28 protein-coding genes and 1 pseudogene are annotated in these 25,494 nt (G+C 68.4%); 7 read left to right on the top strand and 22 right to left on the bottom strand.

The genetic code is table 11. The features are described 5' to 3' along the window. Positions 1 to 20 precede the first annotated feature (20 nt). From OZ671_RS09205 to OZ671_RS09170, 8 genes are all read right to left on the bottom strand, one after another. The gene (locus OZ671_RS09205) at positions 21 to 1,421 is read right to left on the bottom strand and encodes a hypothetical protein (RefSeq protein WP_268860481.1); all 1,401 of its coding nucleotides are present in this window, start codon (positions 1,419 to 1,421) and stop codon (positions 21 to 23) included. Beyond that, entirely contained in the window at positions 1,414 to 2,355 is a 942-nt protein-coding gene (locus OZ671_RS09200; RefSeq protein ID WP_268860480.1) for a tail fiber domain-containing protein, read from the bottom strand. Before OZ671_RS09200 ends, OZ671_RS09205 begins: the two co-directional genes overlap by 8 nt. Then, the gene (locus tag OZ671_RS09195; RefSeq protein WP_268860479.1) at positions 2,237 to 2,818 is read right to left on the bottom strand and encodes a GNAT family N-acetyltransferase; all 582 of its coding nucleotides are present in this window, start codon (positions 2,816 to 2,818) and stop codon (positions 2,237 to 2,239) included. The genes OZ671_RS09200 and OZ671_RS09195 overlap by 119 nt, the downstream gene beginning before the upstream one ends. Continuing rightward, on the bottom strand, positions 2,815 to 4,407 hold the full coding sequence (locus OZ671_RS09190; protein WP_268860478.1) for a hypothetical protein: 1,593 nt from the start codon (positions 4,405 to 4,407) through the stop codon (positions 2,815 to 2,817). The genes OZ671_RS09195 and OZ671_RS09190 overlap by 4 nt, the downstream gene beginning before the upstream one ends. Before the next feature lie 68 nt (positions 4,408 to 4,475). Then, positions 4,476 to 5,132 carry a phage adaptor protein gene (locus OZ671_RS09185; protein WP_268860477.1) on the bottom strand — a complete coding sequence of 219 codons (657 nt, stop codon included), beginning with the start codon at positions 5,130 to 5,132 and terminating at the stop codon, positions 4,476 to 4,478. Next, positions 5,129 to 5,728 carry a phage adaptor protein gene (locus OZ671_RS09180; RefSeq protein WP_268860476.1) on the bottom strand — a complete coding sequence of 200 codons (600 nt, stop codon included), beginning with the start codon at positions 5,726 to 5,728 and terminating at the stop codon, positions 5,129 to 5,131. The genes OZ671_RS09185 and OZ671_RS09180 overlap by 4 nt, the downstream gene beginning before the upstream one ends. Next, positions 5,728 to 6,042 carry a hypothetical protein gene (locus tag OZ671_RS09175; protein ID WP_268860475.1) on the bottom strand — a complete coding sequence of 105 codons (315 nt, stop codon included), beginning with the start codon at positions 6,040 to 6,042 and terminating at the stop codon, positions 5,728 to 5,730. The genes OZ671_RS09180 and OZ671_RS09175 overlap by 1 nt, the downstream gene beginning before the upstream one ends. Continuing rightward, on the bottom strand, positions 6,033 to 6,377 hold the full coding sequence (locus OZ671_RS09170; RefSeq protein WP_038311445.1) for a hypothetical protein: 345 nt from the start codon (positions 6,375 to 6,377) through the stop codon (positions 6,033 to 6,035). Before OZ671_RS09170 ends, OZ671_RS09175 begins: the two co-directional genes overlap by 10 nt. Before the next feature lie 181 nt (positions 6,378 to 6,558). Between OZ671_RS09170 and OZ671_RS09165 the strand changes: the two genes are divergently transcribed. Further along, positions 6,559 to 6,774, top strand: a complete 216-nt coding sequence (locus OZ671_RS09165; protein ID WP_268860474.1) for a ribbon-helix-helix domain-containing protein — start codon at positions 6,559 to 6,561, stop codon at positions 6,772 to 6,774. A gap of 53 nt (positions 6,775 to 6,827) precedes the next feature. On the opposite strand, the gene OZ671_RS09160 is transcribed toward OZ671_RS09165, so the two are convergent. From OZ671_RS09160 to OZ671_RS09130, 7 genes are all read right to left on the bottom strand, one after another. Then, positions 6,828 to 7,787 carry a DUF5309 domain-containing protein gene (locus OZ671_RS09160; RefSeq protein ID WP_268860473.1) on the bottom strand — a complete coding sequence of 320 codons (960 nt, stop codon included), beginning with the start codon at positions 7,785 to 7,787 and terminating at the stop codon, positions 6,828 to 6,830. A gap of 13 nt (positions 7,788 to 7,800) precedes the next feature. Next, positions 7,801 to 8,808, bottom strand: a complete 1,008-nt coding sequence (locus OZ671_RS09155; RefSeq protein ID WP_268860472.1) for a hypothetical protein — start codon at positions 8,806 to 8,808, stop codon at positions 7,801 to 7,803. Between the two features lie 29 nt (positions 8,809 to 8,837). Next, complete coding sequence (locus OZ671_RS09150) at positions 8,838 to 9,107, bottom strand: hypothetical protein (RefSeq protein WP_268860471.1); 270 nt, start codon at positions 9,105 to 9,107, stop codon at positions 8,838 to 8,840. Continuing rightward, a complete protein-coding gene (locus OZ671_RS09145) occupies positions 9,104 to 11,263 on the bottom strand; it encodes a portal protein (protein ID WP_268860470.1) in 2,160 nt (719 codons plus the stop codon). Before OZ671_RS09145 ends, OZ671_RS09150 begins: the two co-directional genes overlap by 4 nt. Positions 11,264 to 11,314: 51 nt before the next feature. Next, positions 11,315 to 11,617, bottom strand: a complete 303-nt coding sequence (locus OZ671_RS09140; RefSeq protein ID WP_268860469.1) for a hypothetical protein — start codon at positions 11,615 to 11,617, stop codon at positions 11,315 to 11,317. Positions 11,618 to 11,626: 9 nt separating this feature from the next. Then, positions 11,627 to 12,850, bottom strand: coding sequence for a hypothetical protein (locus tag OZ671_RS09135; RefSeq protein ID WP_268860468.1), 1,224 nt, complete (start codon positions 12,848 to 12,850; stop codon positions 11,627 to 11,629). A 70-nt stretch (positions 12,851 to 12,920) separates the two neighbouring features. Continuing rightward, entirely contained in the window at positions 12,921 to 13,508 is a 588-nt protein-coding gene (locus tag OZ671_RS09130; protein WP_268860467.1) for a hypothetical protein, read from the bottom strand. A 395-nt stretch (positions 13,509 to 13,903) separates the two neighbouring features. Between OZ671_RS09130 and OZ671_RS09125 the strand changes: the two genes are divergently transcribed. Further along, positions 13,904 to 15,088 carry an HPP family protein gene (locus OZ671_RS09125; RefSeq protein ID WP_268860466.1) on the top strand — a complete coding sequence of 395 codons (1,185 nt, stop codon included), beginning with the start codon at positions 13,904 to 13,906 and terminating at the stop codon, positions 15,086 to 15,088. A gap of 16 nt (positions 15,089 to 15,104) precedes the next feature. Here OZ671_RS09125 and OZ671_RS09120 read toward each other — a convergent pair whose 3' ends face one another. Continuing rightward, entirely contained in the window at positions 15,105 to 15,905 is an 801-nt protein-coding gene (locus tag OZ671_RS09120) for a hypothetical protein (protein WP_268860465.1), read from the bottom strand. Between the two features lie 85 nt (positions 15,906 to 15,990). Here OZ671_RS09120 and OZ671_RS09115 point away from each other — a divergent pair, with 85 nt between their 5' ends. After that, positions 15,991 to 16,857: a crotonase/enoyl-CoA hydratase family protein gene (locus OZ671_RS09115; RefSeq protein ID WP_268860464.1), complete on the top strand. Its 867-nt coding sequence runs from the start codon at positions 15,991 to 15,993 to the stop codon at positions 16,855 to 16,857. Between the two features lie 16 nt (positions 16,858 to 16,873). Here OZ671_RS09115 and OZ671_RS09110 read toward each other — a convergent pair. The 4 genes and pseudogenes from OZ671_RS09110 to OZ671_RS09095 form a co-directional block, all read right to left on the bottom strand. After that, positions 16,874 to 17,077 (bottom strand): annotated as a pseudogene (locus OZ671_RS09110) (transposase); the annotation flags it as partial. A 104-nt stretch (positions 17,078 to 17,181) separates the two neighbouring features. Then, positions 17,182 to 17,403 (bottom strand): hypothetical protein, encoded by a 222-nt coding sequence (locus OZ671_RS09105; RefSeq protein WP_268860463.1) that lies wholly within the window; start codon positions 17,401 to 17,403, stop codon positions 17,182 to 17,184. A gap of 923 nt (positions 17,404 to 18,326) precedes the next feature. Beyond that, on the bottom strand, positions 18,327 to 19,097 hold the full coding sequence (locus OZ671_RS09100) for an enoyl-CoA hydratase (RefSeq protein ID WP_268860462.1): 771 nt from the start codon (positions 19,095 to 19,097) through the stop codon (positions 18,327 to 18,329). Between the two features lie 92 nt (positions 19,098 to 19,189). After that, on the bottom strand, positions 19,190 to 19,597 hold the full coding sequence (locus OZ671_RS09095; RefSeq protein ID WP_268860461.1) for a hypothetical protein: 408 nt from the start codon (positions 19,595 to 19,597) through the stop codon (positions 19,190 to 19,192). A 136-nt stretch (positions 19,598 to 19,733) separates the two neighbouring features. Here OZ671_RS09095 and OZ671_RS09090 point away from each other — a divergent pair, with 136 nt between their 5' ends. Continuing rightward, entirely contained in the window at positions 19,734 to 20,528 is a 795-nt protein-coding gene (locus OZ671_RS09090) for an AraC family transcriptional regulator (protein ID WP_268860460.1), read from the top strand. A 7-nt stretch (positions 20,529 to 20,535) separates the two neighbouring features. Here OZ671_RS09090 and OZ671_RS09085 read toward each other — a convergent pair whose 3' ends face one another. Then, positions 20,536 to 20,904, bottom strand: coding sequence for a GFA family protein (locus tag OZ671_RS09085; RefSeq protein ID WP_268860459.1), 369 nt, complete (start codon positions 20,902 to 20,904; stop codon positions 20,536 to 20,538). 116 nt (positions 20,905 to 21,020) lie between these two features. After that, positions 21,021 to 21,509: a hypothetical protein gene (locus tag OZ671_RS09080; RefSeq protein WP_268860458.1), complete on the bottom strand. Its 489-nt coding sequence runs from the start codon at positions 21,507 to 21,509 to the stop codon at positions 21,021 to 21,023. 231 nt (positions 21,510 to 21,740) lie between these two features. Here OZ671_RS09080 and OZ671_RS09075 point away from each other — a divergent pair, with 231 nt between their 5' ends. From OZ671_RS09075 to htpG, 3 genes are all read left to right on the top strand, one after another. Next, positions 21,741 to 22,508, top strand: coding sequence for an SDR family oxidoreductase (locus tag OZ671_RS09075; protein ID WP_268860457.1), 768 nt, complete (start codon positions 21,741 to 21,743; stop codon positions 22,506 to 22,508). Positions 22,509 to 22,613: 105 nt separating this feature from the next. Continuing rightward, the gene (locus OZ671_RS09070; protein ID WP_103168235.1) at positions 22,614 to 23,492 is read left to right on the top strand and encodes a lytic transglycosylase domain-containing protein; all 879 of its coding nucleotides are present in this window, start codon (positions 22,614 to 22,616) and stop codon (positions 23,490 to 23,492) included. Positions 23,493 to 23,581: 89 nt separating this feature from the next. Further along, entirely contained in the window at positions 23,582 to 25,480 is a 1,899-nt protein-coding gene (gene htpG / locus OZ671_RS09065; RefSeq protein ID WP_268860456.1) for a molecular chaperone HtpG, read from the top strand. Positions 25,481 to 25,494: the final 14 nt, after the last annotated feature.

The raw sequence follows: 25,494 nt of genomic DNA, 5'->3' as shown, positions 1-25,494 counted from the left end.
GATGGGAATGGACGGGCCGCTCAGTAGAGACCGAAAGGATCGAGCGGCTCGTGCAGACGGCGGCGCTCCGCTTCGAACGGATCGATTTCACCGATTTCGGAACGCCTGAACGTATCGAGATCCAAGGGCGCAGCCCCGCCCGTGGCGCCCGCCGGCGGGATCGGCGGCCACGGGCCGAGGGCCGAGGGCCAACGAAGCCCGTATCCATCCGCCGGCATTCCGGCGAGGCGCGGGCCGGATGGAGCGACCGGCGCGGTCCGTTGCCGCTCGAACACCTCGGCAGGGACACCGGTCGGAAAGGCCGGCGGCATGGCGGTTGCTGCGTGGCCGACATCGGCGCCGGCCGAACCGAAGCGCCCCGGCGCGCCCGCGGGTCGCGGCGAGGGCAGCGGAGCGCTCGGCCAGCCTTGCTCCGCCGGCGGCGCCGCCTGCGCGCGTTCCGCCTGCTCGAAGCGCCGCGTCTGCAGCGCGTAGACCTCGGCAACCGAACGCGGCGTGCCATCGCGCCGGAAGAAGATGCGCTGATTGGCACGCACCGCGTCGGGGCTGGCATAGTGCGTGGCCGGTGCACCAGGGTCCTGGGCGAGGCCGCGCAGGAAGCGGGGGCCGCCGGCCTGGCCGAGGAAATGCGTCATGTAGAGATTGCCGAAGGTCGGCGAGAAACCATGGCCGTCCAGGACCGCGGCGTTCTGCTCGGTCAAGGCCTGCGTCGCGCGCCGCGCCTGGGCGGGATCGGTTCGGCCGTCCACAGTCAGGCGGAGGTCCGGCCGCGCGCGCATCAGGCCGGCCCAGGTGCCGGTGGTGAACTGGCCGAGGCCGGTGGCGCTCGACGTCGCCGCCCGGGCCTGCGGGTTGTTGCCGCTTTCATGACCATAGAGCGTCTCGTAATAGCGCAGCATGGAGCCGGCCGGCTGCGGCTGCACCAGCGGGCTCGGCATTGCATTGTCCGTGCCCGGCCCCTCGGCCGGCCGCCCGGCGGGGCTCATCGCAGCAGGCGTCACAGGCCCATTCGCGCCGCTCGTCTCGCCGTCGAAGACGGGCAGCGGCGGGCCCGCACCGGGCCCGCGGCCGGGCGAACCGGCAAGGACGTTGCGCATGAGAATGTCGGCAAGCGCCTGGCGCCTCATCGCCCTCGCGCTGGCAGGGCCGCGATCGCCGCCCTGATCGGTACCGCCCGGCGGGGCGAAGGCTGCAGGCCCGGCTGGCCGGCCCGCAGCCGACCCCTCCCCCGCATGCCGCGCCGCGGGCGCCTCCCGCTCCAGTGCGGCGCCGAGCAGCGCCTGCGCAATGCGGTTGGCGCCTTGCGTCCAGGCGCCGACCGGCGCGCCCGACGTGCCCTGATCGAGCAGCATCCGCGCCAACGCGCGGCGCATGCCCGGCGAGCGGCCGGCCCGGCCGCCATCACGAAAACTGTCAGCCATTGCGGCGCCCCTTCCTGCTTGCGGTGGCTTTGACGTAGTCGACCGCCATCAGCCCTTCGGCGTCGCGGCCGATGGCCTCCGGACGGCGCCGCGCGACATCGTCGGCCATGAGCCCGATCTCGGGGGGCCCACCCGCGCGGTAGCGGTAGCGATAGACCGGCAGGCCGTTGTCGAGACGGCCGACCTTTTCGATGTCGGTCTTCAGGGCCGGATCGCTGAATTTCAGGGCGGCCGCGCCAAGCGTGCCGCCAAGCCCGAACAGCCCGCCCATCATCGCGTTCTGGCTGTTCACCTCGGCCTGCCACGCCGCCAGGTCGGCCTGATGCTTGGCGTTGACGAGGCCAGCATAGTCGACATTGGCGACGCTCGACTGCGGCGTGCTGGCGAAGGCCGGCTGGCGCACCTGGCTGCCCGACAGGAGGGCCGAGATCTCGTTGAGCGGCTGATTCCGTTCGGTCAGAAGCTCGTTGTAGGCCTGCTGCCGGCCGGTCAGCAGAAGCTGGTTGTTCTGGTCGTTCCGGCCCTGGTTGAACGACCGCATCTCGGCCTCGAAGGCCGCCGAGCCGGGCGCGATGCCCTGGTTGGCGAGGCGCGTGCGCAGCGCATTTTCCTGCTGTGCCTGCAAGGGGTCGAGCCGGGCCCGGCCGAGCTCCCACAGCCGTCCCTCGATGTCGTTGTTCGACGGATCGAAATTGGTGTTGAGCAGGTTGCCGATCTTGGCCGACTGCTGCTCGCCGATATTGGCGAGGTTCTGCTGGGTCTGCCTGGTCGTGTCGTAGATGCGCCGGTTGGCGTCGGACAGGGCCTGGGTCGCTTCATAGCGCGGCGTGCCGTCGGCCCAGCTGCCGATCTGGCGATAGGTCAGGGAGCCGTCGGGCGTCACCTGGTTGGTCGCGTTCAGCCCATACTGGGTGATCGCGGTTTCCTTGTTCATCTGCGTCTGGGCCGCCGCCGTCTCCTTCGGATCTGGCGCGGGCGGCGGTGACGGAGCGGAGACCATGGGGCCAATCCTCCTTCAGGATGCCGAAGACGACGGCGTCGGCGCCGTCGCCGTAATAGTTGCGCTTCACGCCTTCGCGGACGGCGCCGAGCCGTGGCGCCAGACGCATGACGCGAGCATTGGTCGTGCTGGTCAGAACGGTCATCCGGGCGCAGCCGAGCTCGCCGAAGACATAGAGGCCGACACGGGCGAGGAAGGCCCGCGGCCAGGCCAATGTCGCTGTCGCCGCCACCGACGCCTCGACGTCGCGGCCGGTGAAGCCGCAGAAGACGGCGCCACCGACCCTTTCTCCGCCGCGCGCGAGCACCAGCGCAGCCGCTCCCTTCGGAAAGGACGCGCCGAGCCGGCCGGCGACCCATTCGACCGCCGGCTCGCCCGTCTCGATTGTCCAGGTCACAGGATCGCCCCGCCCTCGGTGACAAGCGAGAATTCGAGCAGCTTCACGTCGGCCGTCAGGGCCGGCGAGCCGTCATAGATGTTGAGCCGGAACGCCGGTGCGAGCGCGCGACCGATGCCGAAGACGCTCTGCGTGAACTCGCCGACCCCGGTCGCGCCGCCCCAGACCTTCTGGTTCCACTGGCTTTGGCTCCAGATGAGCGCGTTGGAGGCAAGGCCGATGCCGGCGCCGCGGCCCCAGGTCGTCTCACCCCATTTCGACACGCTCCAGGTCCCGAAGGCGCCGATCGTATTCTCGAGCTCGAACTCCTCGAAGACCGGATTGAGATCGTAGTCGAAGGCGATGGCGAGATAGGGCCGGATGTCCGGCCGGCCGCGATAGGTCGCCCGCAGCACATTGGCCGTCTTGTAGGCGCCGGCATCATCGAGCGCGGTGAAGGCGCCGATGCCGAGGCATTCGATGATGCGCGTGCCGTCGATGGAGCCGCGCTCGGCCTCGTGGACGGCGCCCGACGGCCCGCCGAAATAGAGCCTGTCATTGTGCTCGACCCAGCAGGACGCCGGGACGCCCTGATATTCGCACCAGGCGCCGTGCAGCGCGTTCATGACGAACTGCCTGACCACGCCGGTCGCCGCATTCGGCACATTGACGAAGACCTTCTGCCCCCTGGCGAAGCCGATCGTCTGCCAGCCGAACGTGTCGGCGTCGTTGACGACGGCCGCGGCATAGGCCTGCCGGATATTGCGGGTCAGCGCGCCCTGCTGGGCCGCGGTGCGGTCGAGCTTCATGACCGCGCCAAGCGACATCAGACCGTCCTGGGTCAGGATGGCGAGGTCGCCGCCGAACCGGGTCAGGCAGCGCCGGCCGAGCGGCCGGCCGATCTGGTACCGGCTCTTGAGCTGCCAGCTTGCCGCGGCCGAGGGATCGCTGCCCGCAAAGATCAGGACCTCGCCCTCGGTAGAGAGAAAGACCGTGAGGTCGTTCATCCCGGAACCGCTGTCGGACGACCAGGTCCCGCCGGCGACGATCGCGCCGCCCTTGGTAAGCAGGGCGCCGAGCGGCAGCTTCACGGCCGCCCCGCCGATGGCGGACGGCCCGAGATACCATACGTCGGCGCTGCTCACCTGGCAGAACCAGAGGCGCGACTGCGCGGCAAAGACGTTCGCGAACGCGCCGCCGGTCACACCGGTGACAGCCGGCGCGTTAGAGATGGCGGCGCCGTCATAGACGATCGGCGCGTCCGCGCCATTGACCGCGACCAGGAACTGGCCGCCCGCGCTGGCGAAATTCGTCCACTGCCACTGGTCCGAGCTGGCGCCCGACCAGAGCGCCGCGCCGACCGCCCCGGGAATGTCGCAGCGGTAGATGTTCGCGCCGGTCGCGCCGAGCAGACGCTTGGTCGCGCCGGAGACATAGCTCATCAGCGTGTTGACCGGGCCGGCGCCGAGACCAGTCGCATGCTCGACATAGCCCGGCCGCGGGCTGACGCCGTCGGGCTCCGGATACCAGTTGCGCAGGACCGGCGCGGTCCCCGGCTCCATGGCCGCGAGGTTCTGCTCTGACGACCAGCCCCGGGTCGGCGCAGGCAAGGCAGCGGATCTCGCCCGCGGTGCCGCCTGCTGCACCGTGCGATCCCGTTCACGCGCGGAAGTGAGCATCAGACCGTCACCTTTGCGCGGTTCGCGCTCGCGGCGGCCTGTTCGGCCGGCAGGCGGAGCGCGCGGTCGGCCCGGGCATGATAGCCGACCGCCTGTTCGAACTGGTCGAGTTCGTCCTGGTAGGCTAGGCCCTTCAGCCGCTTCCAGCGCCAGACCAGGCCCTGAAGCAGGACTCCCTCGGGGATCAGCGAACGGTCGCTGTCGGCGAGGAACGTCGCGCGGTAGACCGGCATCGTATCCGCCGACTTGATCCAGAACGACGAGACATATTCGAGCGTCACCGGGCCGGCCGGAGCCGGGGCGACGTCGAGGACGGAGCCGAGCAGCTGAAAGCGCGGCGGCGACGTGACGGGCGCCGATCGTTTCAGGTTCATCTCGGCGTCCGAGAGCGCGCCGCGGATCGGCACGCGGCCGAGGCGGACCGGCGAGCCCTGCGTCAGCCGCTCGAAATCGCCGGGCACGGTCGCCGGCAGCGCCGTGAACTCGGCCGTGCGGACGAGACCGCCCCAGTCGTGCCGGCGCAGCAGTTCCTCGCCGCACTGAAGGGCGATCGTCAGGAACTCCTGCGGCGTGCGGGCGGCGGCCGTCACCACCGCCGAGACCGAGGGCTGGTTGAGGAGCCGCGCCGCGGCCTGGCAGACGGTCAGCAGGCTCATGGGGTCGCCTCCATGGTGCGGAAGCCGGCATTGGACCAGCGCGCCCTGGCATTGTCCTGGGCGGCGGCGTCGAGCGCATCCCTGAGGAGCCCGGCCGCGGCCTCGGCCACCGGCGCCGCCGACAGGTAGATCGCCGCCTCGTGCACGACCGCATAGAGGTAGATGTCCGGACAGGCCTCGAGCAGCCAGTTGGTCTGAGCCGCCTCGAGCGCCGGCAGCCTGCCGAAATAGGTCAGCGCGACAGGCGTTTCGGCCGCCGGCGCGAGGCGCAGGCTGCTGCCGGCGATCGTGTAGACCTGCGCTGGGCCGGACACGGCGAAACGCGCGGCGTAGCGGCCGGCCGCAGCCTCGATCGCCCGCGGCGGAGTTCCGGCAAGCACCTGTTCGACCTCGACGAAATCGGCCGGCAGCGCGCAGACACCGTGCGCGTCCGGCGACAGCATGGTCGTGACCAGCATTCTCCGGTCGCGCAGGCGGCGGCTGAGCTTGGCCTCCGCCATGGCGACGAAACGCGGCATGACGTCGACGAGGTCGGCGCGATCGAGATATTCGCCCACCGCGATGACGAGTTCGGAATAGTCGGCGAGAGCGGTCATCAGATCTTGTCCCGCGTCCTGAAGGCGGAGAATTCACCGTTGAGCAGATGACGGATTTTCGCGCGATCGCGCTGCATCAGCGGTGCCTGAAAGTGTTTCTGAAACAGCGTGTCGGGAATCGCGGCAACGACCTGGCCGTTGCCCCACGGCCGCCCCTCGTTCGCCTCGCGGAACAGCTTCGCTTCGGCGAGCACGGCCTCGACATCCTGCTCCCGCGTCTGCAGGATCGTGCCGTCGCCCATGTCCTCGTGATAGGTCGAGATCCGGCGAACCGGATCATGGTGCACAAGAATCCGGGCCATGGTCAGATCCACTCCACGACGCCGGCGCGGACGAGGGGCTTGGCGACGTCGGCGGCGAGCTGCGTCACGCTGCCCGCGGCAAGGCGGCCGCCCTCGGTCGGCCAGTAATCGCGCAGGATCCGCACGGGGATGACGGGCCTGTCCGGGGCGGCCGGCCGGGCGGCTTCGCGGAGCGCCCCGCCCTCCGGCTCTGGCGCCGCCTCGTCGAGCGCCACGTCGTAGGCGCGCGCCGCCAGGATGCGCAGGCCGTCCAGCGTCCTCCGGCCGACGGGCATCGCGCCGGTCCGGTCCTTGATGGCCTGGCGCAGCACGGCTTCGCCGGCCGCAAAGATCTCGTCGCGTGTCATGGAACTGATCCCGGTGTGAGTGCCTGCAAGGCGGCGCGCCGCCACGGTATCGAGCCGCCTGGTCCGCGCGGCGTGACATCCGGCCATTTCCGCGCTTTGATGCGGTCCTATCGATGCAACATGCGCAGCCGGTCGCCGTCCGGATGCGCATCCCCGCCAGCGATCCGGTGTGCCGACTGTGATGACAACATCCCCGCACGCACCCTCAGCGAACCCGACAGCCGGCGCCGACGCGCAGGCGGACGACATCGTCGTCAGGCTCGCGCCAGAACTTCTGGAAGCGCTCGACCGCTTCATCGAAGAGGATCGGCGCGGCACCTCGAGGGCCGATGCGCTCAGCGCGGCGTTCCGCGACTGGGCCGAGGACAAGGGTTATCTCGCACCGTCAACCGACTGAGCCGCAGCCGGTGGCCAGGGGCGGCCGGACTGGCGCCCCTGCCCTTGCCGGCATCAGGCGAGGTCGGCGATGACGCCGAGCGCTGCCTCGTTCTTCACGATCAGCGTCGCCTCGACGATGATGGCGCGCTTCTCGGCGTCACCGGTCTTGGCAAGCGTCTGCTTCTGGAACGAACGCAGGAAGCCGAGTTCCAGATAGTCCGGGTCGAGCAGCCAGGCGTCGCGCGCACGCTGCCAGCGATTGACCTGCACCGCGAAGTCGCCGAAGTCGCCGACATAGAGATTGGCGCCGCCGACGATCTCCGCCTGCTTGCCGTTGTCGACATCCTTGCGCAGCTGCGCGATGCCGGCAAAACCCGAAAACACGCGCTTCTGGGTCGGATGCAGCATCAGCACGGTCGGGCTCGCGCCGTTCGCGTAGCACGACTGATGCACGGTATCGAGCTGCGCCTTGGTGAAGGCGCGGGTCGTGCCGTCGGTGGCGGCGACGGTGAGCGAGGTGCCGCTGTTGTAGCCGCCATTGGCGCCACCGGCGCCACGGTCGGCATTGGTCGTCACCCAGGACGGCAGTGAGCCCATCAGGCGCGCGGTCGTCGCGCTGCCGAGGAGCGAGGCCGTGTTGGCGCCGATGACGGCCCGTTCGAGGTCGCGCTTCAGCGCCGCCATCTTGAGCTTGCCCTGATAGGCGAGCTCGGAGCTGCGGCCGGCCTTCTTCACCGCCTCGGTGGTGCCCGAGATGATGTAGGTCTCCCGCATGATCTGCGAGATGTTCGATACGCGCACGGTCGGGGTGACGGCGTTGTAGCTGTACTCGTCACCGTCGACCTGCGCGTTCGCGCCCGGCTGGCGGATCGTGTCCGTCTGCCATTCGTGCCGGATGTTCTCGATATCGCTCTTCCTGATCATCGCGGAGACCGGCACATCCTCCGGCGCGATATTGTAGATCTGGTCGCGCAGATCCTCGCGGAGGCCGCGCACCGCATAGGTGTCGTAGGTATTGGCGATCTGAGCCATGGGAAAGCTCCCGTCAATCGGCGCCGAGCCAGGCTTCGACCGCCCGCGCCGCATCTTGTCTGGTACCGCTGCGTTTGGCCTGGGCGAGCGCCGTTCCGAACCCGCTGCCCGTATCCTGCCCGGCCCTGCGGCCGGGCGGTTGCGGCGCCCGCTGCGCCGCCGGCTTCGGGCCGCCGCCGGCCGATGCCGCCCTGATCTTCTGGTAGCGCGCGGCGTCCGCGAGCACGCGGATCAGCCGGTGGTCGACGATCTGGGCGTAGTCGGCTTCCGAGAAGCCATAGGCCTCGACGGCACGGATCATGTCCTGGTTGAAGGCCTGCCGGCGCGCGGCATCCTTCAGTTCGGGGATCGCGGCGAAGAGCCTTTCCCGCTCGGCGTGGAGGAGGCGCGCCCGGCCGGCCTGGTCCGTCTCGCGCGCCTTGGCGGCAAGATCCATCCGGGCACGGGTGATCTCCTCCACATGGTTCATGGCCGCCTGATAGATGGCCAGTTCCTGGGTGTAGCGGGCAGGGTCGCGGATGGCGAGGTCGGTCGACGGCGGTGACGGCACATAGGCCTCCACCACCGCAAGCGCCCGTTCGAGGGCCTCGGCAACGGCGGTTTGCTGGGCCGACACCTCGCCCGCATAGCTTTCCAGCGTGCGCCGCTGCTCGGCGACCTCCTGGGTCTTGCGGGTATAGTCGGCCGTCCTCAGGCCCGCCTCGCGCCATTCCTGGATTTGTTCGATCGAGGCTTCCGTTCCGTCGGCCAGGCGAATGCGCGCCTGGAGCGGATCGGTCGCCTCGTCCGAGATCCCGGCATCGGCCTCTGCGGGCTTGTCCCGGTCGGAGCCGTCGGACGGATCCTCGGGGTCGGGCGCGGCGCCCGCCTGACGGTCGTCGGAACCGCTCTCCGCCTGTTCCTCCCCGACCTCGTCGGTCGACAGGAATGCCGAAAGCCGCTCGTCCGCCTCCTGGGCGAGGTCCGCGCGTGCATCAGTGTTCACCGCCGGAGCGATGCCTGCACCGTCTGCGTTGGTCATGGTTTTGCCTTTGTGGTTCGTGCCGCCCGTCAGGCGTAAGGCGACGGGCCCTTGGCGGGCTCGGGTGCTGGCCGGCCGAGGGCGGCCAGCCGAGCGCGCAAAGCTCTGATGGCGCGGGCTTCGTCGAGCGCCAGGCGCCGGATCTGGTCATCGGCCGGGTCGGCCGCGATGGCCCGCTCCACGGCGTCCTGCTCCAGCATGGCAAGGGCGGCGACCAGGACGGGATGTTCGGCAACGAAGCGGGCTTCCGCCGGCGTCGGCGGCGCTGCCGGGCCGGCGGCGACGGTCGTGCCCGTCACGGCCGCGCTCCCGGCTGCAACAGTTCGTCGGTGGCGCGGGTGATGCCGTCGAGCGTCGCCTGGACCGCCGGGTTCAGCGCCTCGTCCGGCGTCACCGACCGCAGCGCTTCGGCCTGAGCCAGGGCGATGCGGGTCTCCAGCTCGGCGCGCTTCAGCTCGCGCTCGGCCAGGAGCCGTTCGCGCTGCAGCTCGAGCGCCGCATCCGCCTTGATCCGTTCGACCAGCAGGTCGCGCTCGGTTTCGGCCGCGGCGCGGGCGGCCTCGGCGGCCATCTCAGCCTGATGCTTCTCGCGTTCCATCTGCATCATGGCCGCCGCCTGGCCGACGGCAGGATCGGGTCTCGGCGCCGCCATGCGCGCCAGCGCCTCGCGCGTCGGCTTCATGAAGTAGAGCTCGGGCGAGCGGAGCCCGGCCGCGGCCACGAACTTGGCCAGCGAATTGGCGAGGTTGTCGAGCGAGACCAGCGGATTGTCGAGCCCCATCGTGGCCATGATCTCCTTCTGGATCTGGCCCACCTGCATCATCATCGCCATGTCGCGCTCGCGCGAGCCGGCGCCGAGCCCGGTATTGATCGAGGCATCCATTTCCGGATTCCAGCGCGAGGGCTGGAAGGTTACCCATTCGCCCCGCAGCCGGATCACCTCGTCCTGGGGCTGCTGCTTGACGATCAGCCGCAGGATCGCACCGAACATCCGGCGAAGGCCGGTCTCGGCGAAGGTGCGGGCGATCATCTCGGCCCGCGCAGTCGCGGCATTTTCCAGGATGCGCGAAGCAGTGGCGGTCTGGTTCTGCAGGGCGTCGGGAGACAGTCCCGTCGAGGCATCCGAAACGCCGGTACGGTCGACCGCCTCCTGGTCGAGATATTCGAGCGCGCCGAGCGAGGCGGCAGCCGTGAACGGCACCTGGTTGTAGGCGAGCGCCGCCCGGGCATCGCGCCCCGGCTTCAGCCGGATCGGCTTGCCGAACTGCGGATTGGTGATGTCGCTCGGATCCTCGATGGCGCCGACATCGACGATCGGCTGCTGGGCGTTCTGCCAATAGATGTTGTCGAGCATGCCGCGGACGAGCGCGGTCTTCTTGCGCTGGACATCCTCGATGTCGTCGAACAGCGAGAAGCCCTGCCACCGGTGCGCGACGATCTCGCAGGGCAGGTCCGAGAACGGCATCTCGTCCCATTCCTCGTTGGAGAGGATGCGATGCGCTCCCGCATAGCCGGCGATGCAGATCCTGCGCAGTTCGGCATAGCCGTCGCCGTCATGGTCGATGCGGGCATAGACCTCGGCATATTCGACGACCTGCGTCGCCGGGCCGCCCATGCCGTGGTTTTCCGAGAGGCCGCCGGACCGGCCGAGGCGAGCCCGACGCACCTCGCTCTCGATGTCGCCGGAATGGCCGGGAATGCTGTCGACGACCGCGCGGTCGAAGCCCATGGCGACGAGGTTCGAGCGCGTCTCGGGAAAGCGATGGACGGTGATCCGCGCATCCTCGATCGTCACCGCCTCCGGATCGATCAGGAACTGCTCGCCGGGCACGGCCGCGATGCGGATCCCGGCCCTCATCCGCGCGCGGCGGACCCTGACGTCGTAGCGCTGCGCCTCGGGCACCACCGCCAGAATGGCCGGATCGGTTTCGGGATAGCCGCGGACCGCCAGCAAGGTCACCGCCGGATCGGCGAGAAGGCTTTCGAGATCGAGCGCGGTCAGCCGCGCATAACGCTCCACGGCGATGTCGGCCCGTTCGTCCCACCAATGCTTGATCACGCCGTTGCGCAGCAGGAGCGCATCCTGAAAGGCGGATGCAAGGACGCGATAGCCGCCCCAGTCGGTCCAGAACTTGTAGTTCACATAGTCGGTCGCCTGGGCCGCGAAGGCTTCGTCCTGCGGCGTGCGCGGCACATATTCCACCACCTTGTCGCCGCCGGCGAAGGTGCGCATCAGCGACGGCATGAGCCTGGCCACCGCCGCGCGAACGTCCTTCGAGACCGCCGAGGAACGCCCCTCGGGCGCCGGCAGGTCGCGCATCTCGCCGCGGTAATATTCCAGCGCCCGGGCGCGGTTGTGGCGCATCTCCTCGTCGTCATAGGCGACGCATTGCGCGATCATGCCGTCGACGAGCGCCAGCAGCTCGCTGTCGGTCATGGCTGTCGTATCGGCCATGGCGTGAATCTCCGTCCCGGACGATCGACGCCGGGCGTCAGGTTGATCCGATCAGGGCTGTCCGGCCCAACGGCGCGTGACGCTGCGGTCGACGCCGCGCCCTGCCGCAGCAAGGCCGTTGAAGGCCGCCCCGGCATAGTTCCCGTCGCTGTCGTCGTGGCTCGCCTGCTGCGGCCAAAGCGGTGCCTGCAGGGTAAAATTCACCAGCCCAGGTCCGGTCGAACCAAGCCCGGCGGTGCCGACCAGACGGCCGCGTGGTAACAACGCACGGCCGTCGCCCATCAACCATCCGCCGATCCGCTCCTGCCAGGTCGGATCACAAGAGCGCAGCTCGGGACGTCTCACGTCAGCCACCACGGATCCTCACGCATAGACCCCGACGGGCATTGTCCAGTTCTGCGGCGCGCCGGCGCCCGACATGCCGCCGATGCCGATGGCGAAATAGCGCAGCGCATCGGCCGGATGGCTCGCCCAGTCGTGCACCGGGCGCGGTTTCAGGACCTGGTTCTTCTCGTCATATTCGGCGCGGTAGAGCTTCAGCGCCTCGATGCCGCGCGCGCATTTCTCGGCATCGAACCAGAATTTGGGCAGGGCAAGGCGCACGGCGCTGATGCCGTCGTCCACCCGGTGATCGGGGCAGACCGTGATGTCGAGGCCGAGCTCCTGGAGAACCTCCTGCCGGCTCTTGCCGGTGCCGAGCTCCCGGGCCTTCACGTCTTGCGGCAGGATATGGCCGGCATAGATGTAGGGCCTGGCCTTGATCTCCCGCACATAGTGCGCGAGGTCCATCCCGGTCGCCTCGCAATAGTCGATGGCATGGAATTCCCGGCCGACGATCTGCACGAACCAGATCGCCGTCGCATCGTCCATGCCGAGATCCCAGGACGTCCAGACCGGGGCAGCCGGATCGTAGGGCACGCCGCAGACGCGCTTCTCGCGGACCGCTGCAGCCATCTGGCGGCCGTAATAGGCGCCGATCACCGCGGCCTCGAAGGAGCAGAAATATTCCTGCTCGATGAGCATGTCGGCCTGGTCGTCGCCAAACAGCGCGCGGTAGCCCTTGCGCGCCTCCTCGATCGCGGCCTTGCCGATGGCGCGGGTATCGTCAACGGTCTGCACCCCGACGAACCAGTTCGGATCGCCGCGGTGCTCCCGCACCATGCGCTCGACATGGTTCTTGCCGCGCGGCGTGGTGATGAACAGCGCCCAGCCGTCGTTCTCGGCGAGGATCGGCTGGATGTAGGCCCAGGCTCTCGGGTCGGCCAGGGCCCATTCGGAAAAGGTCACGCCGACCGGAGGCGAGCCGACGATGCCGTCATAGCTGTCGGATCCGACCACCTGCCAGGTCGCCCCGTTGATGAGTTCGATGAACATGTCGCTGTCGTTCGACCGGCTGCGGATGTCCTGCGGAAAGGCCTCGTCAACCCGCCGCCGCCCGGTATGGGGATTGATGGCGTTCCAGATCGCCTTGCGGCCCTGGGCATAGGCCGGCAGCATGTGCCAGTAGGTCGCCGGCCGCTCGATCATCGCGACCGCTGCGCGATGCAGCGCCACCTCGTCCTTGCCCCAGCGTCGGTGCGCCACCATCAGCGCACGCTTGCCGCCCCTCTCCAGATGGTTCCACAGGTCGCGCTGATACCATCTCGGACGCCAGCCGTTAGGGATTCGGATCGTCTGCGAATTTGACAAGTTCGACCGTCAGGTTGCCGCCGTGGTTCAGGTCCTGCTTGTCGCGCCACTGTTCGGGCCGCCGATTCTTCAGCCAGAAGATCGCCGCCGTCGTATCCGGCGGATAATGTTCCCGGTATTCGGCGCGGATCACCTGGCCCTGGTGGGTGAAGATCTTCACGGTGTCGCAGGAATAGCCCACGGCCCGCTGGTAGAGACTGCGCTCCACCTGGTCGTCGACCAGCCCCTTGCCCAGCCGCAGGGCGCCGCAGAAGGCTTCATGCTCCACCTTCCAGCGCCGGATGGTGCGCGCATTGACGGCAAAAAACTCGGCAAGATCGTCGTCGGTCGCGCCGAGCGAGCACAGCTTGGCGGCCTGGCGGGCGAAATCGTCGCGATATTTCGGCGGACGGCCCGGTGTGCCTCGCGCGGCCGCGCCACCGGCGGTCGAGGCGGCTTCTTCCGCCTCTCCTGCCGGCGGCGCGGCCGGCTCTGCCATAGCGGCCGGCGCCGGCACGACCGAAGGCTTCGACGCCCTGCGCGCCGCGGCCACCGCCGCCACGGTAGATCTGCTCATCCTGTCGAAGCCCTCCAAAGCAAAAAGCCCGGCAGGCGGGGCCTCCGGGCACGATGATGGGACGTTACATTTCTCGCACTATGACTATTTTCCTAGATCTTGTCAACCCCCAATTGCACCATGCATGGCCGGCCCGGGCTGCTCGCCGAGGCACGGGGCGACTGCTGACCCGCAGATTCCACCCGCTGTGTCACCGGCCGTCCGCGACAACCGGCCCTCCAGGAAAACTCTCGCGGACGATCGCCGCACGAACGCAAAGACGTTCCCCGAACGCGGTGAAAAACGAAAGATCCTGGCATTGCCCAAAATACCGACAACTTGCTACTGGCTTGGGCACGCGCGGGGTCCTGTCTCGACGCATCCGAACACCGACGGCGCCAGCGCGAGTTCCCCTTATGCATGGCATTGCATCCCTTCTGAAGCGCCTGGGGCCGGGGCTTGCCCCGGTCACACCGGTCGAACGCCTGCGCGCGGCAGTCGGCGCCCTCTGCGGCATTCTCGTCACCGGGTTCGCCATGCGCTTCGCGCTCGGGCCCTCCCCGGCCCTGCCGCTGCTGATCGCCCCGATCGGCGCTTCCGCGGTCCTCCTGTTCGCGGTGCCGGCAAGCCCGCTGGCCCAGCCCTGGTCCATCCTCGGCGGCAACGTCATCTCGGCGCTGATCGGCGTCACGGCGGCAAGCCATGTCAGCGATCCCATTCTTGCCGCCGCCCTTGCCGGCGGCGGGGCCATTGCCGCGATGATGCTGCTCGGCTGCCTGCATCCGCCGGGCGGCGCCGTGGCCCTGACCGCCGTGCTGGGCGGCCCGACCGTCACGGCCGCCGGCTATGGCTTCGCGCTCTGGCCGGTCGGGGTGGATTCGGCCCTGCTGCTCGCCACCGCGCTCCTCTTCAACAATCTCACCGGGCGCCGCTACCCGCATCGGCCGGCCCCGGTCCGCCGCGACCATCAGACGGCGGATCCGCAACCGAGCGAACGCCTCGGTTTCACCGCCGCCGATCTCGACGCGGCGCTGGCCGCCCATGGCGAACTCGTCGACATCAGCCGGGACGATCTCGAGGATATTCTTCACCAGGCCGAGGAACGGGCCTTCCATCGGCGCTCGGGCGCCATGACCTGCGCCGACATCATGTCGCGCGACGTCGTCACCGTCTCGCCCGACAGTTCCTGGCTGGAAGCCGCGGCCCTGCTCCGCCGTCACAGCGTCAAGGCGCTGCCGGTGATCGGCGAGAACGAGCGCGTCGTCGGCATCGTCAGCGCCACGGACCTCGTCGACAAGATGGTGTGGGGGCCGAAGGGTCCGCGTGTCGGCCTCGTCCACCGCCTGCGCGAGGCGGCCCTGCTGAAACGGCCGGCCCAGGCTTCCGTCGAGGAGATCATGTCCGCGCCCGTGCGCTCGGCGCGGCCCGAAACGCCGATCGCGGAACTGGTGCCGCTGATGGCCGACGGCGGCTGGCATCATCTGCCCGTCATCGGCGCCAAGGGGGAGTTGCTCGGCGTCGTCACGCAGTCGGACCTGATCGCCGCCCTGTTCCACGGCCGGATCACGGCCCGCGTCACGGCGACCGCCAAGGCCGCCTGAGCAGACACGCCCGGTCTCAGCCCGCGAGATAGCGCCGCCAGACCGCCTTGCCGAAGCGGTCGTAGCGATCCATGGCGGCGACCAGACCGGCCAGCGCAGCGACCGTCCCGAACGTCTCCGGCAGCAGAGGGTCGCGCACGATGCGCCGGACCGCGCGGCGGCCGAGCGCCAGCGTTTCCGCAGCGGCCGCGGCCAGATCGGCCTGGGCGAGCCGTACCTCGCTGCCGCCGAGCGCCGCAGCCATGTCGGCATGACCCGCGGCGATCGCAGGCCCGTCCCAGAGCCGGGCGAACCGGCCGGCGCGAAGCGCATCGACCTCGTCGGCCGTCACGATCAGCAGCGACCGCGCATGGCCGAGCTCGCCAAGCCGTGCCCGCATGGCCTCGGCTCCGCCGGCGAGATTGGCCGGCCGGACCCAGACATTGGTCTCGGCTTCGGCGAAGCCCTCGAGCGCCAGCGCCTTGAGCGTGCGCCGCCAGACCGTCCGGTCGGCCCGCTCTTCCGGCCCGGCCAATGCCAGCAGCCACTGGCCGCTCCAGCCGCGCCGGCGCGCCTGGACCGAGCGCCAGCCCAGCACGCGGCGCTGCAGCGCCTCGGCGGCCGGCCCCACGCCATAGAGGCCGCGCGCCTTCTGCACGAGGCGCCCTTCCGCCTTCAGCCGGGTCATCGCCGTCCTCATGCCCACGGCGCCCAGCCCGAAGGCCGCCCCGGCGCGCAGCAGATCGGCCGCGGAAAAGGCCGCCCCGGCATCGGTCGCCAGGAGATCGAGGATCACCGACCGCGCGCTGACATTCATGCCCGCGGCCCATTCGTTCATGTTGCGATCTTTGTCTATTATCGTCAAAATATGAAATATCCAACAACGGCCGGCGGTCAAGGCCGGCTGCGACAGGGAGCGCCCCATGAGGTTCGAGACACTGCTCTACGACACCGGCGACCGCACGGCGACGATCACGCTGAACCGCCCGGACCATTTCAATGCCATCGACGGCGTCATGCCGCGCGAGATCCGCGCCGCCGTCGAGGCGGCGGAAGCGGATCCGGACGTGCATGTCATCGTGCTCAAGGGCGCCGGCCGCGGTTTCTGCGGCGGCTACGATCTCAAGCACTATGCCGAACGCAAGGGCGAGATCACCGGTTCGCAGGACATGCCGTGGGATCCGACGCTCGATTTCTCGATGATGTGGCGCAACACGCAGGACTTCATGGCCTTGTGGCGCGCGACCAAGCCGACGGTCGCGCGCGTGCATGGGGCGGCGGTCGCCGGCGGCTCCGACATCGCCCTGTGCTGCGACTTCCTGATCATGGCGGAGGATGCCCGCATCGGCTATCCGCCGGCACGCGTCTGGGGCGTGCCGACCCCCGCCATGTGGGTCTACCGGCTCGGCCCGCAGATGGCCAAGCGCATGATGATGACCGGCGACCTCATCGGCGGAACCGAGGCGGCCTCGATCGGCCTCGCGCTCAGGGCCGTGCCCGAGCCCGAACTCGACGCGGCGGTCGAGGCCCTGGTCGGCCGGCTGCGCGGCGTGCCGCGCAACCAGCTGATGATGACCAAGATGGTGGTGAACCAGGCCTACGAAAACATGGGATTGAGCACCACGCAGATGTTCGCGACCCTGTTCGACGGCATTTCGCGCCACACGCCCGAGGGCATGTGGTTCCGCGAGCGCACCCAGGAGGTCGGCTTCAAGCAGGCGGTTGCGGAACGCGACAGCGGTGCGCCGATCGCGAGCCAGGTGTCCAAGCGTCTCCGGCCGATCGACTGATCCGGCCGCACGGAGCCCGTTCGAGACCGTCTATCTCGTCGTCCAACGCCTTCAGCCGACGTGCGTCGGATACTTCCATGCCGCCATAGCGATCGCGCCAGCTGTAGAAGGTCGCGTCGCTCATCCCGTGCTTGCGGCAGATATCCGCTACCGCAATCCCGGCCTGATGCTCCTTCAGCACCGCAATGATCTGCTCTTCGCTGAACCGGCTCTTCTTCATCTCCATCTCCTTCCGACGGAGTCCAATTCAAACCGAGGGCGCTTCAGGGGACAACGTCACCAGCCGCGATCGCGCCGGCCGCTGCCGCCGCAAATAGCACAGCGTCATATGCTATTTTGTTGGCCTTTAGCTGCTCTTCCTCCAGCCATAACAACTCTCTGACTTTTTTTGCCGACGAGAATCTGGTTGCGGATCCGGCCTTGGCGGTTCGGAATCATTGTCAGGGCCCCGTTCGGGCGGGGCGGCCCATCGCCGCCACCTCCGTCCCAATCCCAATCGTACGGACCATCGTCATCTGACGGCTTGAGCTTGAACTGCGAGTCCATCGAATTTCTCCACCACTCATTTATTGCCGACTGATCCAGGACGCCCTCCATCTCTGGAATTTCCACTTAAGCGAAACGTGAAAGACAACCCCAAATTCAACACATCCAACACTAGATAATCGAACAACATCATGATAATTATAATATGCGCATACTTCGCCTCGAAATAAATTCGACCGATACAGCATTGTCTAAAATTGACGCTAAATCATAGGTAAAAATCACCATGAACGAGAGAAAAACGCAGATTTCTATTTCATTGTTCTTTTTCATTGGAGTATCATTTTTTATTATATCCGCTGCACTTCACTTAATTTCATTAATATCGAGCACAACGATGAGCTATATTCAAATATCTGGCGCATCAATTATGATAACATCATTATCAATTGCGCGAATCTCAAATATATCAATAATAACACCATGGAATAAACATTACGAAAATAAATAATATATCGCAAAATCGAGATATAATCGTGTGTACGCTGTAATTTTGTGCAATATTATGCCCCTCTGAATATACGTCTCACTTGATCCATTAGGGGCCTCGTGAGACACGATAAAGTCGTCCGATCGCCGGTTTGCACGAACACCTGGGCAGGCACGCCGGGGATGATCTTCAGATCGCGGAGCTTGGAGAGTTCGGCCTCGTCCACCGCGCCCCGCGCAAGATAGAATGGCGCTTGATTCTGCGGGTCGCGCGCAACATCCGCCGAGACATGGAGTAGTCGCCCTCCCACCTCGCCCGGCACGGAAGTCGGCCGTCTTTCGAGGTCGACGCCCAGGGGCGCGGCCATTCTTGATGCCATGCGCCGGCCCAAAAGCAGGGAGGCACGCCCCATCCGGCCAAGTGTAGCCCGGGTCCGCGTCCCAAGCCTGAAACACGTCAAGCCACGCCGTTCAAACCGCTTTCCAACGGTCGCTCAGCGCTTGCGCTCGAGAAAGGCCTGCATATGCGCCTGGGGCTCGCCGGTGCCGAAGGCGCGCCCGAAAACCGGGATGCTGGCGTCGATCGCCTGGGAGAGCGGCAGTTCCTCCCAGGCCCGCAGCAGCTCCTTCTGGGCGCGCAGCGCCGCCGGCCCGCACGCCACGACCGGCAGAAGCGCGGTCTCGACCGCGGCATCCAGCGACGGCGCAGGAGCCACAACGTCGACCAGGCCCCACTCGCACGCGGTTGCGGCATCGATGGTCGCGCCGGTGAGGATCAGCCAGCGTGCCCGGGCCATGCCGATCAGGCGCGGCATCAGCGCGGCATGAATGACCGAGGGAATGCCGACCTTCACTTCGGGCATGGCGAACTTCGCCGTGTCGGCCGCGATCCTGAAATCGCAGGCCATGGCAAGCTCCAGTCCGCCGCCGAGACACCAGCCGTTGATGCGGGCGGCGACCGGCGCGGGAAACCGGCGGGCCGCCTCGCAGAGATCCCGCAAGCCCGTGATGAAGCGCTCCGCCGTGGCCGGATCGAGCGTGGCCATCTCCCTGATGTCGGCGCCGCCGATGAAGCTGGTTTCGCCGGCGCCGGTCAGCACCAGGGCGCGCAGATCCGCCTCCTTCGCCAGGGCCTCGATGCCCGACGTCAGCGCGGCAATGACCGGCGAGCCCAGGATATTGGCCTTGCCGGCATTGGTTATGGTCAGCCAGGCAATGCCGTGCTCCCGCCGTTCCACCGAGCAATGGTCGTTGAGCATGGTCATCGAGGCCTCCTCGCGCGTTTCCAGCCAGCATGGGCGGCGACGGGACACGCACGCAAGCCCGGCGCGGCGCACGGCCGCCCCGACGGCGCCGGCTACGTCGCTTGGCCGCGCAGGATGCGGGCGCTCGCCTGTTCGGCTTCGGCGGCGGAGGCGACGATCTCCGCCGGAATGCCGAAGGCCTTGACCGCCATCGCGGCCTGCAGCCGGAGCGCCGCACGTTTCAGCCCGTCGGGTTCGACGCCGACGAGGGCAAGGCACCTGCGCCCGAGCACCTGCCTGTTGCGCTTCAGCCAAAGGCCGCGCTGCTTGCGGTCCTCGTGGGTCTCGGCCGCCTCGTTGCCGGCCATCACCACCACGAATGTCTGGTCCTGCGCGAGCAGCGCATCCATCTCGCGCGACCATTGCCCGGCATAGCCCGGCTGGATCGCCTCCGCCCGGGCGTGGACGACGGGAAAACGGCTGACGTCGTGCACGACGAACGAGGCCGGATCGAGTGCCATGATATCTCCTGCGAACATGCGGCGGCACAGGTGGGCGTCGCCGCGCCGCATGATCGCGCGGTACCATCAGGTTGCGGTACCGCTATCCAGCCGATAAATGTCGCAAAATGGCCAAATCCACTGCCGGCATCAGACCATGCCCGACGCTTTCGACCGTGCCGACGGCCCCCTCGTCATAGCCCTGCGCGGCAACGACCGCGACGACGGGCCCTATCGCCTGGGAACCCGCGAGCTCGATTGGCACCGTCATGTTCGCGGCCAGCTCTTCTGCATCGAAAGCGGCCTCGTTCATGTCCGCAGCCGGCACGGCTCCTGGCTGCTGCCGCCGAACCGCGCCGGCTGGATCCCGCCCGGCAGCGACCACAAGGTCAGCCTCAGCGGCGTCATCAGCGGCTGGGTCGTGATGATCCGTCCGGACGGGTGCGGCATGCTGCCGGCCAAGCCGCGGGTCAGCGGCATCAGCGAGGTGCTGGGCGCGCTGGTCCGGCGAGCCGTCACCTGGGCGATGGCCGATACCCTGTCGGCCGATCAGCTGCGGCTCGCCGCGGTGCTGATCGACGAGGTCGCCCGGGCGCCGCGCGAGCCCCTGCACCTGCCGATGCCCCGGGATCGCCGGCTGGCGCGCATCGCCACGGCGATCGCCCGCCGGCCGGCCGATGCCCGCACGCTCGACGACTGGGCCCGCTGGGCCGGGCTCGCGCCGCGGACCGCCCGCCGCCTGTTCCAGGCCGAGACCGGCAGCAGCTTCGGCCGATGGCGTCAGCAGGCGCGGCTGGTCGCGGCGCTGGAGCGGCTCGCGCGCGGCGATGCGGTCGCCGAGGTGTCCGATGCGGTCGGCTATGCCACGCCGAGCGCCTTCATCGCCATGTTCCGCCAGGCCATGGGGGCTTCCCCTGCCCGCTATTTCGCGGGCCGGCCCGGGCGGCTCTGATCGCCTCCTACCAGAGATTCCTGCCGTCGATCGTGTCCACCGGGACGGCGTCGAGATCGAAATCGTCCAGCAGCCGCGTGTTGATGCTGATTTTCGGATTGTCGAAATCGGCCGAGCCGGACGACCAGTCGGGCGTCTCGACATAGGTGCTGCAGCCGCAGACCGTGCAGAAATGATGGGCGATCGTCCTGGTGTTCCAGCGATAGGTCGCGGCATGGTCGGCCGGCGCCGTCAGCCGGAACTGCGCCGGCCGGTAATAGGCCCACAGCGCGCCGCGCTTGGAGCAATAGGTGCAGGTGCAGCGCGTCACGGTGGCCGGCGCCTCGTCCACCTCAAATCGCGTCGCGCCGCAATGGCAGCTGCCCTTGACCGTCATGCCGTGCCTCCTCTGTCGTGGCCATTCGGCGAGGGACATAGCAGCAGCCTGCTGCCAGGGCGTGGCAGCAGGCTGCCGGAACGCCCGGCGACCGACGCGCCGCGCCCGGCCGGCGGTCAGGCGAGGCGCGCCACAGGCGGCCGGAAACTGCGCGAGGCCGCGATCGCCAACGCCACGAAGATGACGAGGGTCAGCCCCTGCGCCAGCGAAAACGGCAGTTCGGACTGGGTCGGCGCGGCGGCCTGGAGAACCGGGACCTTGGCGAAGGCCTGAGCGATCCCGACAAAGACGAGGAAATAGAGGCTGAACACCATTCCGGCCGCATAGATCCACCGCCACGGACCGGCGAGGCCGAGGCCGTAGCGGGCCACCAGAACCAGCGCCAGGACGGCCAGGGCGATGACCGAGACGACATGCGACGGCAGCACCCCGTTGAACGGGAACAGGAAACCCGTGGCGCTGGTGAGGATGGCCGTGGCCAGGAAAATGGCGGTCCAGAATCCGTCGGTCGAAGCCTTGAACAGCCCGAAGACCGCAATGGCGCCGGTGAGGATGGCGACAATGCTGATCGCGGTGTGCACTGTCGTCAGCGTGGTCAGATCCATGAGACGCCCCTGTCGCCACATGGCCGCTCGGCCCGGAACCCGCCTTGCGGGCCCGGACGGCCGCTCGCGGCCATCATCCCATGCACGTCAGGGCCCACCGAGGCGCCCGCACGATCTTGTCGCAGGCGGACCGCCGCGGCAAGCCGCTCCGCATGTCGGCGGCGCCGAGCCGTCTATATTCATCCTCAGCCAAAGCGGGCATGCTGGCCCCATGAATCGCGGGAGGTTTCCATGACGTTGTTCGACCTCGGCGGCAAGACCGCCATCATCACGGGTTCGTCGCGCGGCATCGGCAAGGCGATTGCCGAACGTTTTGCCGAACATGGCGCCCAGGTCGTCATATCCTCGCGCAAGGCGGCCGCCTGCGAAGCGGTGGCCGCCGAGATCAACGGCCGGCACGGCGCCGGCCGGGCGATCGCGATACCGGCCAACATCTCCTCCAAGGACGACCTCGCCCGGCTGGTCGCGGAAACCCGCGCCGCCTTCGGCCCGGTCATCGATATCCTCGTCTGCAATGCCGCGTCCAACCCCTATTACGGACCGCTCAACGAGATCAGCGACGACCAGTTCACCAAGATCCTCGGCAACAACATCATCGCCAACAACTGGCTGATCGGCATGGTCGCCCCCGGCATGATCGAGCGGCGCGACGGCTCCATCATCATCATTTCCTCCATCGGCGGCCTGCGCGGCTCGCCGATCATCGGCGCCTATTGCATCTCCAAGGCGGCCGACATGCAGCTCGCCCGCAACCTGGCGGTCGAATATGGCCCGCACAACGTGCGCGTGAACTGCATCGCCCCCGGCCTGATCAAGACGGATTTCGCGCGCGCCTTGTGGGAAGATCCGGCCGGCCTCGCCGAGCGGACCGCGACGACGCCGCTGCGGCGGATCGGCGAACCCGACGAGATCGCCGGGGCCGCGGTTTTCCTCGCCTCCAAGGCCGGCTCCTTCGTCACCGGGCAGAACATCGTCATCGACGGCGGCGTGACGATCTGACGACGATAGGACAGTGCGCCGCAGACCGTCGCCCTTTGTCGGGCGCGCCCGAAATGCTATGGCGCAGGCCATGCCGGACCGGGGATGCGCATGATACCAGGCGTGATGGCGAACCGCGCCGCGGTGCTGCTGGCCGCGACCCTGCTCGCGTCGGCGGCTCTGCCCTCGGCCACAAGGGCCCAGGCGACCGACGGCGAAAGCCTGCCGCAGACGATCTGCCGGCTGATCGAAACGGGCGCGCGGCGACACAACCTTCCGGTCCATTTCTTCACGCGGCTGATCTGGGCCGAGAGCAGCTTCCGCATCGGCGTGGTGAGCAGCGCCGGCGCGCAGGGCATCGCCCAGTTCATGCCGGGAACGGCGCGCGAACGCGGGCTGGCCGACCCGTTCGACCCGGAGCAGGCGATCGCCGCTTCGGCCCACCTGCTCGCCGACCATGTCAAGCAGTTCGGCAATCTCGGCCTCGCCGCGGCAGCCTATAATGGCGGGCCGACCAGGGTCGCCAATTTCCTGGCCGGGCGCGGCGGCCTGCCTGCGGAAACGCAGGACTATGTCTATCGGATCACCGGCCGAACCGCGCAGGACTGGGCCGAGGATACGCGCCGCGCCGCGCCCGCCGAAGCCACGGTCGCCCACGACCAGCCGCAGCAGACCTGCCTGCAGGTGACGGCGCAGCTGCGCCGCCCCGGCGGCATTCTCGCCGCGGCGGAGGGCCCCTTCGCCCCCTGGGGCGTGCAGCTTGCCGGACATTTCTCGAAGGCGATCGCGCTCGCCAGCTATGGCCGCGCCCGTGCCCGGCTGTCCGGCATCCTGGGCAATGTCCAGCCGATGATCCTTGGATCCCGGCTGCGCAGCCGCGGCACGAGCCCCTACTATCGCGTGCGGGTCGGCGCGCCGACCCGCCTTGCCGCGGACCGGCTGTGCGACCGGATCCGCGCCGCCGGCGGCGCCTGCATCGTGCTGCGCAGCGGCGGCCGAAGCTGACCCGCATTGCGCGCGACGGCTCTTGAAATCGGCCGCCGTTCCCGCCATTTCGTCGCTCGTCCGCAACAAACAGAGATCTGAAGATCGCCATGACGACCGCCGACGCCGCTGCCCCCGAAAGCCGCTCCTTCGAGGCCGATGTCGCCAAGCTGCTGCACCTGATGGTGCATTCGGTCTATTCGGACAAGGACGTGTTCCTGCGCGAGCTCGTGTCCAATGCGGCCGATGCCTGCGAGAAGCTGCGCTACGAGGCCATCGCCTCCCCGGCCCTGCTCGGCGACGACCCGCAACCGCGGATCACGCTGGCCCTCGATCCCGACAATCGCCGCCTGACGGTCGAGGACAACGGCATCGGCATGAGCCTTGCCGACATGGTGGAAGCGCTCGGCACCATCGCCCGCTCGGGCACCAAGGCCTTCATGGAACGCATCGAGGCCAGCAAGAGCGGCGACGGCGCGCAGCTGATCGGACAGTTCGGCGTCGGCTTCTATTCGGTCTTCATGGTGGCCGACAAGGTGGACGTCGTCTCGCGCCGGGCCGGCACGGAGGAAGCCGCCATCTGGTCGTCGGACGGCAAGGGCTCCTATACGGTCGGCCATGTCGATCTCGCGGAGGCACCCGCCCGCGGCACCCGGGTCGTGCTGCACCTGATGGAGGACGCCAAGGCCTATGCCGAGCGGGCGACGCTGGAGCGCATCGTCAAGGCGCAGTCCGGCCACGTGCCGGTGCCGATCTCCATCCTGGACAAGCCGGGCGCGGAACCGGCCGAGATCGCCGACGGCGCCGCGCTCTGGACCAAGCCGAAGTCCGAGATCAGCGAAGACGACTATGCCGATTTCTACCGCAGCGTCGCCGGCCAGTTCGACAAGCCGGCCCTGACGCTGCACTACCGTGCCGAAGGCCGGCACGAATATTCCGTGCTCGCCTTCGTGCCCGGCTCCAAGCCGTTCGATCTCTTCGACCCCGACCGGCATGGCCGGATGAAGCTCTACGTGAAGCGCGTCTTCATCACCGACGAGGCCGAACTTCTGCCGCGCTACCTGCGCTTCGTGCGCGGCCTGGTGGATTCGGCCGATCTGCCGCTCAACGTCTCGCGCGAGATGATCCAGGAAAGCGCCATTCTCGGCGCGATCAAGAAAGGCGTCACGCATCGTGTCCTGTCGGAACTCGACAAGCTCGCCAGCAACGACGCGGACAGCTATGCCACGATCTGGGAGACGTTCGGTCCGGTCCTGAAGGAGGGCCTCTACGAGGATTTCGAGCGCCGCGAGACGCTGCTCGGCCTCGCCCGCTTCAAGACCACCGCCGCCGGCGGCGGCTGGCGTTCGCTGAAGGACTATGTCGAGGCGCTGAAGCAGAACCAGACCGCGATCTACTACGTCACCGGCTCCGATCTCGAGCGGCTGGCCGCCTCGCCGCAACTCGAAGGCTTCCGCGCGCGCGGCATCGAGGTGCTGCTGCTGCCCGACCAGGTCGACAGCTTCTGGGTGACCGCCGGCATCGACTATCAGGGCAAGCCCTTCAAGTCGGTCACCCAGGGCGCAACCGACCTTCAGCTGATCCCGCTCGCGGAGGGTGAGACCGCGCCGTCCCCGCAGGCGAGCGAGGCGGTCACCGCCTTCATCGCCTTCGTCAAGCAGACGCTGGGCGACGAGGTCTCCGATGTCCGGGCCTCCGACCGCCTGACCGAGAGCGCGGTCTGCCTGGTGGCGCCCGATCACGGCATGGACCGGCAGCTGGAAAAGCTGCTGGCTGGAGCGGGCCGGATCCCTTCCGCCGCCAAGCCGGTGCTCGAGATCAATCCGGGCCACGATCTCGTGGTCAGGCTCGCGGCGCTCGGCGAGGACGAGGCGGCCTTCCGCGAGGACGCAGCGCGCCTGCTGCTCGACGAGGCCCAGATTCTCGACGGCGAGCGGCCGATCGACGCCAAGGCCTTTTCCGGCCGCCTCGGACGCCTCATCGCCCGCGGCCTCAAGCCCTCGGCCTGACGCCCGGGCCAGTG

This window comes from Phreatobacter sp. AB_2022a, from assembly GCF_026847585.1.
Taxonomy (GTDB): Bacteria; Pseudomonadota; Alphaproteobacteria; order Rhizobiales; family Phreatobacteraceae; genus Phreatobacter.
Note: the sequence above shows the minus strand (reverse complement) of the source record. Positions and strands in the feature narration are given on the sequence as shown.

Bases quoted from the DNA above. Each gene is read 5' to 3' on its own strand.
- OZ671_RS09205 (WP_268860481.1), bottom strand. From the start codon at position 1,421: ATGGCTGACAGTTTTCGTGATGGCGGCCGGGCCGGCCGCTCGCCGGGC.
- OZ671_RS09200 (WP_268860480.1), bottom strand. From the start codon at position 2,355: ATGAACAAGGAAACCGCGATCACCCAGTATGGGCTGAACGCGACCAAC.
- OZ671_RS09185 (WP_268860477.1), bottom strand. From the start codon at position 5,132: ATGAGCCTGCTGACCGTCTGCCAGGCCGCGGCGCGGCTCCTCAACCAG.
- OZ671_RS09180 (WP_268860476.1), bottom strand. From the start codon at position 5,728: ATGACCGCTCTCGCCGACTATTCCGAACTCGTCATCGCGGTGGGCGAA.
- OZ671_RS09170 (WP_038311445.1), bottom strand. From the start codon at position 6,377: ATGACACGCGACGAGATCTTTGCGGCCGGCGAAGCCGTGCTGCGCCAG.
- OZ671_RS09165 (WP_268860474.1), top strand. From the start codon at position 6,559: ATGACAACATCCCCGCACGCACCCTCAGCGAACCCGACAGCCGGCGCC.
- OZ671_RS09160 (WP_268860473.1), bottom strand. From the start codon at position 7,787: ATGGCTCAGATCGCCAATACCTACGACACCTATGCGGTGCGCGGCCTC.
- OZ671_RS09155 (WP_268860472.1), bottom strand. From the start codon at position 8,808: ATGACCAACGCAGACGGTGCAGGCATCGCTCCGGCGGTGAACACTGAT.
- OZ671_RS09145 (WP_268860470.1), bottom strand. From the start codon at position 11,263: ATGGCCGATACGACAGCCATGACCGACAGCGAGCTGCTGGCGCTCGTC.
- OZ671_RS09135 (WP_268860468.1), bottom strand. From the start codon at position 12,850: ATGGTGGCGCACCGACGCTGGGGCAAGGACGAGGTGGCGCTGCATCGC.
- OZ671_RS09130 (WP_268860467.1), bottom strand. From the start codon at position 13,508: ATGAGCAGATCTACCGTGGCGGCGGTGGCCGCGGCGCGCAGGGCGTCG.
- OZ671_RS09125 (WP_268860466.1), top strand. From the start codon at position 13,904: ATGCATGGCATTGCATCCCTTCTGAAGCGCCTGGGGCCGGGGCTTGCC.
- OZ671_RS09120 (WP_268860465.1), bottom strand. From the start codon at position 15,905: ATGAACGAATGGGCCGCGGGCATGAATGTCAGCGCGCGGTCGGTGATC.
- OZ671_RS09115 (WP_268860464.1), top strand. From the start codon at position 15,991: ATGAGGTTCGAGACACTGCTCTACGACACCGGCGACCGCACGGCGACG.
- OZ671_RS09105 (WP_268860463.1), bottom strand. From the start codon at position 17,403: ATGGACTCGCAGTTCAAGCTCAAGCCGTCAGATGACGATGGTCCGTAC.
- OZ671_RS09100 (WP_268860462.1), bottom strand. From the start codon at position 19,097: ATGACCATGCTCAACGACCATTGCTCGGTGGAACGGCGGGAGCACGGC.
- OZ671_RS09095 (WP_268860461.1), bottom strand. From the start codon at position 19,597: ATGGCACTCGATCCGGCCTCGTTCGTCGTGCACGACGTCAGCCGTTTT.
- OZ671_RS09090 (WP_268860460.1), top strand. From the start codon at position 19,734: ATGCCCGACGCTTTCGACCGTGCCGACGGCCCCCTCGTCATAGCCCTG.
- OZ671_RS09085 (WP_268860459.1), bottom strand. From the start codon at position 20,904: ATGACGGTCAAGGGCAGCTGCCATTGCGGCGCGACGCGATTTGAGGTG.
- OZ671_RS09080 (WP_268860458.1), bottom strand. From the start codon at position 21,509: ATGGATCTGACCACGCTGACGACAGTGCACACCGCGATCAGCATTGTC.
- OZ671_RS09075 (WP_268860457.1), top strand. From the start codon at position 21,741: ATGACGTTGTTCGACCTCGGCGGCAAGACCGCCATCATCACGGGTTCG.
- OZ671_RS09070 (WP_103168235.1), top strand. From the start codon at position 22,614: ATGGCGAACCGCGCCGCGGTGCTGCTGGCCGCGACCCTGCTCGCGTCG.
- htpG (WP_268860456.1), top strand. From the start codon at position 23,582: ATGACGACCGCCGACGCCGCTGCCCCCGAAAGCCGCTCCTTCGAGGCC.